5 protein-coding genes are annotated in these 6,449 nt (G+C 68.9%); all 5 read right to left on the reverse strand.

Features of this window, described 5'->3' with window-relative positions:
- A partial coding sequence (locus ABIS05_RS20515; RefSeq protein ID WP_348010399.1) for an ABC transporter permease occupies positions 1–774 on the reverse strand: 774 nt, incomplete at its 3' end.
- Positions 774–2,081 (reverse strand): ABC transporter permease, encoded by a 1,308-nt coding sequence (locus tag ABIS05_RS20520; RefSeq protein WP_348010400.1) that lies wholly within the window; start codon positions 2,079–2,081, stop codon positions 774–776. The genes ABIS05_RS20515 and ABIS05_RS20520, both read right to left, overlap by 1 nt.
- Positions 2,081–3,367: a TolC family outer membrane protein gene (locus ABIS05_RS20525; protein ID WP_348010401.1), complete on the reverse strand. Its 1,287-nt coding sequence runs from the start codon at positions 3,365–3,367 to the stop codon at positions 2,081–2,083. Before ABIS05_RS20525 ends, ABIS05_RS20520 begins: the two co-directional genes overlap by 1 nt.
- A 64-nt stretch (positions 3,368–3,431) precedes the next feature.
- The gene (locus ABIS05_RS20530) at positions 3,432–4,115 is read right to left on the reverse strand and encodes an ABC transporter ATP-binding protein (RefSeq protein WP_348010402.1); all 684 of its coding nucleotides are present in this window, start codon (positions 4,113–4,115) and stop codon (positions 3,432–3,434) included.
- A gap of 649 nt (positions 4,116–4,764) precedes the next feature.
- Positions 4,765–6,042 carry an efflux RND transporter periplasmic adaptor subunit gene (locus ABIS05_RS20535; RefSeq protein ID WP_348010403.1) on the reverse strand — a complete coding sequence of 426 codons (1,278 nt, stop codon included), beginning with the start codon at positions 6,040–6,042 and terminating at the stop codon, positions 4,765–4,767.
- Positions 6,043–6,449 lie beyond the last annotated feature (407 nt).

Consider the following 6,449-nt stretch of genomic DNA (forward strand, 5'->3'; position numbering starts at 1 on the left):
ATAGTTGTAGCCGCCCATCAGCGGGAAGATCATCGACGCGCCACCCTCGCTGCGGGCGCGATGCATCTGCGGATGGGTCAGCGTCTCGACGACACCGATGACGGTCGTCGGGGAGTTGCCGAACACATAGAGCGTCTGGCCCAGCGCCGAGCGGCCTGGAAAGAGCTTTTCGGCCATGACCTTGTTGATGATGATCTGGCCAATACGCGGCTCGGGCACGCTGAAGACCTTGAAGCTGTCCAGCACCTCGTCGGGGGTGAAGTTGCGCCCTTCCAGCAGCTTGAGGCCAAAGGTCGGGATCATCTGGTCGTCGGCGGTGTACTGCGACGCGATCAGACGCGTGCCCTTGTTGTCGGGCTGCAGATTCACGCCGCTGTTGTTGCTGTTGTCGGCGTAGACGATCTGGTTAGCCGGCGTAGCGGCCTTGACACCCGGGATGGCACGCAACTGGGCTATGTCCTCGGCCACGACGGCGGCCACGCGCTCGCGCGGCGTGGCCTTGCTGCCGCGCAGGTTCAGCACCACCAGCTCGGCCTCGGCCATGCCGCTGTCGGCGTTCAGCGCCTCGACGCGGGTTTGGATCAGGTGCAGGGCGTTGGTGACGATGGCGCAGGTCAGCGCCACCTCCAGCACGATGAGGCCGGCGGCAATCCGATGGCGGCGCAGCGTCGACAGGATGGGCCGTAGGTCGCCCCAGAAGCGCCCGCCCATCCGGGGGGTAACGGTGCTGGCGCGGCGGGCAGAAGCGGCAGAAAGCGTGGAGGTTTCGGGCATCACTGCACCTTCAGTTGAACGGCCGGGGTGACCAGGGCCGCGCGCCAGGCAGGCAGCAGACCGGCGATGAGGCTGGCCAGCAGGGCCAGGCCCAGCGTCAGCGCCAGCATGCTGGCGTCGAGTTCGGCCAGCCGGGCGTAGTCGTTGGGGCTGCGCCGCACCAGCCAGAGGCCGACGTTGGCGAACAGCAGGCCCAGCGCGGCGCCCACCAGGCCTAGCAGCCCCGCCTCGACGACGAACTGCGCAAAGATGTCGCCGCGCGTCGCGCCGAGCGCGCGGCGCACGCCGATCTCGCCGGAGCGGCGCAGCGTCTTGGCCAGCAGCAGCCCCACCATGTTGACGATGCAGACGGCCAGGAAGCCGAAGGCCAGCCAGGTCTGCAGACGCACGTCGGCGGGCAGCACCTTCTGCGCGCCCATCCACTCCATGACGCTGCGCAGCCGCACGTTGGTCGGGCGCACGAACCGGCCCGCCTTGCGCTGCGCCTCGGAGTAGGCGACGAGGTAGTTGCGGTAGGCGGCGGCATCCTCGGGCCTGGCGAACTCCACCCAGTACTGCACCCAGGCGCAGGCTGCGTTCATGTCGTACGAGCTGCCCCCGGCCGCGCCGCGCGCCCAGCAGTCGGTGTTGCCCCAGTGGCCCAGCTTCAGCGCCATGGCCGTGGAGAAGGGCAGGAACAAGTCCTCCGTCTCGACATAGCTGCCCAGCGTCAGGTCCCAGAAGTGCGGCTTGACGTGCCAGGGCTTGAGCACACCGACGACGCGCAGCGGCTGGCCGCTCACGAGGATCTCGCGGCCCACGCTGTTGGCGCCGCCGAAGAGCTTGTCATTCAGCGCCGCGGAGATGACGGCAACGCGCGCCTCGGCCTCGTCGTCGGCAGCGTTCCAGCCCCCGCCGTGCTGCCAGGGCGCGTCGAACATCGCGAAGAAGTCCGCCGTGCTGTAGCGAGTGCTGGAGAAGATCGGCTTCACGTCCGCGTCAGCCAGCGACACGGCCACGTTGATGCCACCGGACATCGCCTGGCGCAGCGCCTTCCTGTCGCGCAGCAGCGCCGTCGCGTCGAAGCGGGTCAAGTCGAAGGTCGGTTCTTCGCCGGCCTTCCAGCCGATCAGATCGGCCGCGTCCAACTGCACGTTGAACAACCGCGCGCTCTTGGCCGGGATGGGGTCGCCCGACAGCACGTGATAGACCGTCAGCGTCGTCATGCAGGCGCCGATGCCCAGGGCCAGGGCCAGCACCATCAGCGCGCTGAGGCCCTTGGAGGCGCGGGCGCTGCGGGCGGCGAGTTCGAGGTAGTGAAGAAACATCAGTTGTTCTCCAGGAGAGCGTTGACTGCGGCCAGTTCGGCGTCGCCGAGCGAGCCGGCGGCCTGGTGCAGGGCGAGCAGGGCTAGCACGTGGCGGTGGCGGGCCTGGGTCTGGGCGTTCTGCGCGCCGGCCAGGGTCTGGATGGCGAGCAGCAGATCGGTGGTGCTGCGCGTGCCCAGCGTCAGGCCGGTGCGCGTGGCCCCCAGCGCGCGCTCGGCAGCGGCCACGGCGATCTCGGCAGACTGCAGCTGCGCCGCGCCCTGGCTGACGGCCAGGTGCTCGTAGCGCACCTCGCGCAGCACGGCGCGGCGGCCGGCTTCGAGCTGCTCGCGGGCGGCGTCGCGCTGGAAGCCGGCGCGGTCGGCCGCAGCAGCCACCGCGCCGCCGGCAAACAGCGGCACGGTCAGGCGCAGCGCGACCTGCGTGGGGGTGCGGCCGGCGTCCAGCGGCGGCACGCCGTCGCCGCGCTGGCGAATGGTGTCCACGCCCAGGCTCAGCGTGGGCAGATGGCCGGCGCGGGCGGCGGAGATGCGCTGCTCGCTCGCCTGCACGTCGAGCTGCAAGGCGCGCAACGCGGGGTTGGCGGCCTCGGCGCGGTGCGCCCACGCTTCTGCGTCATCCGGCAGCGGCTGGGCGGCGAGCGCCTTGCGCAGCGGCTGCAGCGTGGGTGCCGTGGCGCCGGTCAACTGGGATAGCGCCTCGCCGGCATCGGCCACGGCGGCCTCGGCGGCCAGCGTGCCGGTGCGGGCCAGCTCGCGGTAGGCACGCGACTGGTCGGCCTCGACCTGGGCCGACAGCCCGGCGGTGAAGCGCGTGTCCGCCTCGCTGACCTGGCGGGCGAAGGCTTCCTCATTGGCACGCGCCGTGGCCAGTTGGGCCTGGGCCGACAGCAGGCCGAAGTAGGCCTCGGCCACGCGTTGCCGTGCGCCCTGCTCGGCGGCGGCCAGGCGCGCGGCCTGGGCCGAGGCCTGGCTGCGGCCGGCGTCCCATTCGCGCAGTGCGGCGAGGTCGACGAGGGTTTGGCTGAGGCTGCTGGTGGTGGTGTTCCAGCGGTTGCCACCGTTCTCGCGCAGCTCGCTGCTTTGCAGCTGCCACTGCGGCAACAGCGCCGCGCGCGCCTCGCGGGCCGAGGCGTCCTGCGCGCCGCTGAGTGCGGCGGCCTGGCGCAGCAACGGGTCGGCCGCGCGGGCCTGGGCCCAGACCTGCAGCAGGTCGTCGGCACGGGCGGCCAGGGGGGCGACACCTAGCGAGAAAAGGAGAACACAGCCACGGAGCCACAGAGGCACAGAGGGGGCGTCACCCTGCAGCCTCTGTGCCTCTGTGCCTCTGTGGCTTTGTTGGTATTTCATGTCAGGCGGCCAACTCCGCCGTGAGGTCGACGACCTGGCCATCAATCACATGGACATTGCGCTGGGCGCGTGCCGCGAGCTGCGGGTCGTGCGTGACCATGACGATGGTGGCGCCGTCGCGGTGCAGCTCTTCCAGCAGTTCCATGACGCTGCGCGCCATCGCGCTGTCGAGGTTGCCGGTGGGCTCGTCGGCCAGCAGCAGGCGCGGCTCGCCGGCCAGCGCGCGGGCAATGGCCACGCGCTGCTGCTGGCCGCCGGACAGCTCTGCCGGGTAGTGCTTGCCGCGCGCCGACAGGCCGACACGGCCCAGCGCGTCCGCCGCGCGCTTCTTGCGCTCCGTCGCGCTGAAGCCGCGGTAGCGCAGGGGCACTTCGATGTTGTCGAGGACGTTGAGATCCGGGATCAGGTTGAAGGCCTGGAAGATGAAGCCGATCTTCTGGTTGCGGATGCGCGAACGCTCGGCGTCGCCCATGCGGCTGACGTCGATGCCATCGAGCTTGTAGCTGCCGCCGCTGAAGGCTTCGAGCAGGCCGGCGATGGTGAGGAAGGTCGTCTTGCCGGAGCCGGACGGGCCGGTCACGGCGACGAACTCGCCTTCATTGACTGTGAGGTTGAAGTCGCGGAGGGCGTAGGTCTCGACCATTTCGGTGCGGTAGACCTTTTGGAGTTTTTCCATTTGCAGCATTTGCGGTTTCCTGTTCACTCGGATTGGCGGTTAGCTTTGCCGACGGCTTGGTTGTTTAAGTGGCGCTTGCTTGGTGGCAAGGTGCCGGGAGTCCCGCCCGGCGGCGGGGTAACTTTCTTCTGCGGAGCCAGAAGAAAGTCACCAAAGAAGAGGCTCTGAACCGCACTCGACCGCGGCGCCGCCAAGAGCAGCGCGCGAAAACGACCGCCGTCATTGCGCCCAGACGCGACCCGCTGCGCTCTCGCTGCTGTCCTTGTCACGAGCCCCATCCATCGCCACTTCATGCCGCTTAACGCCGGCTGCACGCCGGGCTCACGAGAACAGCCGAAGACAGCGTCGCTCGGGCGACGCGGCATTTGCATTCCTGGTGAGCACGGCGTGCAGCCGCGCGTTAAGCGGGTCGCTGGTGCGATGAGTGGTGCTGGTGAAAAGGACAGCAGCGAGAGCGCAGCGGGTCGCGTGTGGGCACAGTCCAGTGCCAAGCCCGCATTGCCGCTGGCGTGCGGATTCAGGGCCTCTTCTTTGGTGACTTTCTTCTGGCCCCGCAGAAGAAAGTTACCCGCCCGCCGGGGCGGACTCCCGGCAACTCGGCAGCGAGTCAAAGGAACACCCCCAAAAGCAACCTGATGCCACATCACGCCCAAAGCCCTCAATCCGCAATCAACACGCGATCCGCGCTCTTGAAGTTGTCGGACCCCGAGATCACGACTCGGTCACCCGCCACCAACCCAGAGAGCACCTCAACGCGATCCAAAGAGCGAGCCCCCAACTTGACCGCAACCTTCTCCGCAAACCCATTGCGCACCACATAGGCATACGAGCCCCCACCGTCATCCACGAAGCTGCCCCGCGCCACCCCCAGCACCTTGTCACGCCGATCCAGCAGCACCCGCACGCTCAACCGCTGGTTCTGCCGCAACTGCTCCGGCTGCTTGCCGTCAAAGCGCAACCGCGCCGCCACCTCACCATTCACAACTTCTGGCGACACCGAACTCACAAGCCCGCCCCACCGCTGCCCATTGCCCGAAATCTCTCCCGGCATCCCCGGCTGCAACTCGCGCGCAAAGCTCTCGGCCACCTGCATCTGCACTTCCAGCGCCGACAGGTCGATGACCGACAGCAGCTTGGCGTCGCGGGCCACATTCGTGCGGTCGGCAATGAAGAGCTGGCCCACCTGGCCGTCCACTGGGGAGCGCACGGCCAACTCACCCACCTGGCGCTCCAGGTCGGCCACCATCAGTTGCTGGCGAGACAAAGCGCTCTTCTTGGCCTGCACGTCCAGCGCCAGGCTGTCGGTCTTCAGGCCACGCAGGCCGGCCGCCTGGTCCAGCGCCAGCTTCGCCTTGGCCAGCGCATCCTGCGCGCGCTCCACCTGCATGCGCGCCGTGGCGCCGGCCTCGAAGGCCTGGGTCTGGCGGGCCAGATCGTTCTGCGCGGTCTGCTGGTCGATGCGGGCGTTCTCGAAGGCGCTCTGCAGCGCGGCTGCCTGCTGGCGGGCCTCGACCTCGGCGCGGGCCAGGTCGGCACGCAGGGCGTCGACATTGCTGCGTTCCTGGGCGAGGCGGTTGGTCAGCTCGGGCGAGTCCACACGGGCCAGCACCTGGCCCTGCTTGACGGGGTCACCCGCCTGCACCGCCAATGCCACAGTGCCGGCGCCCTGCGCGTACAGCGTGGGGCTCTGCGCGGCGACGACGCGGCCTTCGCCCGCCACGTCGCGGGTCAACGGCGCGATGTCGACCGTGGCGATGTTCAGGCGCGCGGCGCTGATGGCGCTGTCTGCAGACAGCGCCTGACGAATGCGCCCGCCGCCGAGCCAGGCCAACAGCGCGATTGCCAACACGCCGCCCGCCAGCAGCAGCGGCCAGCGGCGGCGGCGGGAAGCGAGGGGGCGGTCCTGCTCGGAGGTGTCACGAAAGCCGGTGTTCATGGCCGGTATTTCGCAAGCGTTGTGCCAGGGGGCTGCGCGTTATGAATCAAGCACTTGGCGTGGCGGGTACTGTCCGCGGACAGTGACCGGACAGTCCGGCGGGGCCCGCAGGTCGCGCCGCCCGCCAAACTGCCGCGTCGCCCGAGCGGCGCTATCTGGTATTCCTGGTGAGCTCGCTTTGTTCGGTGCTTGATGCGTTTAAGCGGCGCTTGCTTGGTGGCAAGGTACCGGGAGTCCCGCCCGGCGGCGGGGTAACTTTCTTCTGCGGAGCCAGAAGAAAGTGACCTTGCCCCTGGAATCCGTATCCCTTAACCGAGCCGTGAATTGGCTTGCTTGGACTGCGCTGCAAGCCAGTTTTTCTCGAACTGCATCGGACTGAGATAGCCCAGCGTCGAGTGCAGCCGGGT

The sequence above is a fragment of the Roseateles sp. genome, from assembly GCF_039929605.1.
In the GTDB taxonomy this organism is placed as follows: Bacteria; Pseudomonadota; Gammaproteobacteria; order Burkholderiales; family Burkholderiaceae_C; genus Pelomonas.